2 protein-coding genes are annotated in these 2772 nt (G+C 75.8%); both read right to left on the bottom strand.

Translation table 11 applies throughout. The features are described 5' to 3' along the window. Positions 1 to 892, bottom strand: an 892-nt coding sequence (locus SSBG_RS25890) for an acyl-CoA dehydrogenase family protein (protein WP_037870648.1), incomplete at its 3' end; no start/stop codon positions are given. 254 nt (positions 893 to 1146) lie between these two features. Further along, positions 1147 to 2511: a peptidase C39 family protein gene (locus tag SSBG_RS25885; RefSeq protein ID WP_008749009.1), complete on the bottom strand. Its 1365-nt coding sequence runs from the start codon at positions 2509 to 2511 to the stop codon at positions 1147 to 1149. Between the last annotated feature and the right edge of the window lie 261 nt (positions 2512 to 2772).

Here is a 2772-nt window from a genome sequence, read left to right as displayed (position 1 = left end):
CGGTGGCCATGTCGGCGAGAAGGAAGCGCAGGCCCTGGAAGTCGCCGATCGCGCGGCCGAACTGGCGCCACTCGGCGGCCCGGTCCAGTGCCGCGTCGAGCGCCGCCTGGGCGAGGCCGACCGCGCAGGCGGCGATGCCGAGGCGGCCCGCGTCGAGGGCGTCGAGCGCGAGCGAGAAGCCCTCGCCCTCGGCGCCGATACGGCGCGCGTCGGCCACCCGCACCCCGTCGAAGTGGAGTTGCGCGGTCGGGGAGCCCTTGAGGCCCATCTTCCGCTCGGGCGGGGCCGCGTGAAGCCCCTCCGCGTCCGTCGGGACGAGGTAGGCGGTGACGCCCTTGGCGCCGGGCCCTCCGCTGCGCGCGAGGACGGTGCAGAAGTCGGAGATCCCGCCGTGCGTGATCCACGCCTTCGTACCGGTCAGGACCCAGTCCTCGCCGTCGCGGACGGCCTTCGTGCTGAGCGCGGCGGCGTCCGAGCCCGCGGTGGGCTCGGAGAGGCAGTACGAGCCGAGCAGTCCGCCGCCGAGCATCCCGGGGAGCCAGGCGGCCCGCTGCTCCTTCGTGCCGTGGAGGGCGAGGGCGTGGCAGGACAGGACGTGCACGCTGACCCCGACGCCCACGGTGAGGCGGGCTGCGGCGAGTTCTTCGAGGGCCTGGAGGTAGACGGCGTAGGGCTGCTCGCCGCCGCCGTACTCGGCGGCGTAGGGCAGTCCGAGGAGCCCGGCGTCGGACAGGAGGCGGAATGCGGCGCGCGGGAAGGTGCCTTCCTCTTCCTCTGCCGCCGCGTGCGGGGCGATCTCCTTGCGCGCGATGTCGCGCACGAGGGCGATCAGTTCCCCGGCCTCCTCGGTGGGCAGGTCCCGTTCCACGGGCCGCCGGATCTCTGCGGGCATACGTGCCATCCCTCCCTGTGGGGCGCGGGCAGCGCTCACCGGGGGTGGAGGCGGCGCTGCCTCGTGGGTGCCCGGGCCGCGCGCGCCGCCGCGGGTCTCGCGGGAGTGCGCGCCCGCCGCTGGAGGCGGGTGGGGGGCCGGGCGGTGGCAGTATGCCGGAAGGATCGCCGCACGTCACGGGCCCCGGGCGGGGGGCGGAAGCGCCGTACGGGCGGGGCCGGCCCGCTGCCCGTACGGCGCTCGCGCGCCCCGGTTCAGCGCACTCCCACCGCCGCGAGAGCCGCGCGCTGGCGGGGGCTCGGCTCGGCGGGGAAGTAGAGGTAGCAGACGCCGCCGGTGCCGCTCGCGTCGGCGCCGGTCGCGGTCTTGCGCTTGGTCCTGAGCCAGATCGTCTCCCATTCGGACCGCCGGTAGACGCGGCGCACCGCGGGGTCGTCCGGGGACGCGGGGTCGTTGACGACGACGTCGCCCGAGGCGGTGAAGCCGATGACCGTCATGAGGTGCCCGGCGGTGCCGTACCCGGCGCCCGTCAGCTCGGTCTTGAGGAACGACTGGGAGGTGATGACGGGGATGCCGGCGGCGATGAGCGTCTCGATGTCGGCGAGCGAGCCGAGGCGCGTCACGACGCCCTGGAGGCCCGGGTACGTCGCGGCGTAGGCGGCGTTGAAGGGCCAGTTGCCGCAGCCGTCGTACTGGTAGTCGAAGGTCTGCCGGGCCGCGTGGCACACCTGCGGGTCGGCGTAGGAGGGATCGACCCAGGCGAGGTCCCGGGCGCTGGGCTCGTGGCCCCAGTACTCGATGGTCATCTGCGAGGAGGTGGGGCTGCACCACGCCTCGCCGCCGTTGTCGTACTGCGGGTACTGCCCGGAGTGGATCTCCTGGGAGTAGCGGGGCACGGTCAGCTCGGCCGCCGGGCCGGGCGTGGAGGCGGGCACGGTGTAGCGGTCGGGGACGTCCGAGCCCATCGCGCCGAGGCGCCACACGGTGGGCGCGGGACGGGTGCCGGGGCGGCGGTAGAGGCTCAGGCGCAGGCGGTAGGAGGCCAGGCGCAGCCCGGAGGCGGCGTCGTCGATGGCGAGGGTGTCGGTCCACACGCTGCTGCGGCCGTCGCCCTGGTCGTCCACGGAGGTGCGGCGGATGTCCTTCTCGGGGTCGTCCCCGGCCGTCCAGCGGCCCATGACGTACCAGGGGGTCTCGGCGCCGTCCGAGTACGTTCCCGAGACCTCCACCTCGATCCAGGTGCCGGTGGGGGTGTCGGCGTTCCAGGAGGCGATGACCTCGGTCGCGGGCACGGCGAGGCGGTGGCGCGGGGAGGTCCAGCGCGCGTACTCGTAGCGGGTCGTGGTCTTGAGGTGCGGGTCGGCGTAGTCGCGCTCCCCGGCCGCGTGGGCGAGGGTGAGGCCGGGGCGGCGGCCGGTGAGGACGCGGACGCCCTCGGCGCGGCCGGAGCGCCAGTCCGCGGCGCGCGTGAAGCCGTGGTACTCGGCGGTCCTGGCGGGGGGGCGGTGGCGGCCTTCGCCGGAGCGGTCCGCCGCGAGGGCGGGCCCGGAGGCGGCGGCGCCGGCGGCGACGGCGACGGCCGCGGTGAGGACGGTACGACGCGATGTGGAGCCGGTCATGGGTGGGGGTCCCCCATCTGTGTGGGTCCATCTCTGTGGTCGGTGCGGCCCGCCGCACGGGCGCGGTGCCGGGGCGGACAGGCGCGCGTCAGGGGCCACTATCACCCCCGCGGACCCCGGGGACCAGCTTTTCCCTGGCGGGTGGGCGCACCAATATTGGCCTGGACCTCTGAGGGGTACGGGGCTGCTCCGAGCGGCGGTACGGGCCGGGCGGGGCGCGGGGGCCCGGACGGTGGCGCGCGGGGTCCGGGGAGCGGGGGG

The sequence above is a fragment of the Streptomyces sp. SPB074 genome (genome assembly GCF_000154905.1).
Taxonomy (GTDB): domain Bacteria; phylum Actinomycetota; class Actinomycetes; order Streptomycetales; family Streptomycetaceae; genus Streptomyces.
This window is presented reverse-complemented; position numbering and strand designations above follow the sequence as displayed.

What these genes read in the sequence shown, in the direction of transcription:
- SSBG_RS25885 (WP_008749009.1), bottom strand. Translation starts at nt 2,511, where the DNA reads ATGACCGGCTCCACATCGCGTCGTACCGTCCTCACCGCGGCCGTCGCC.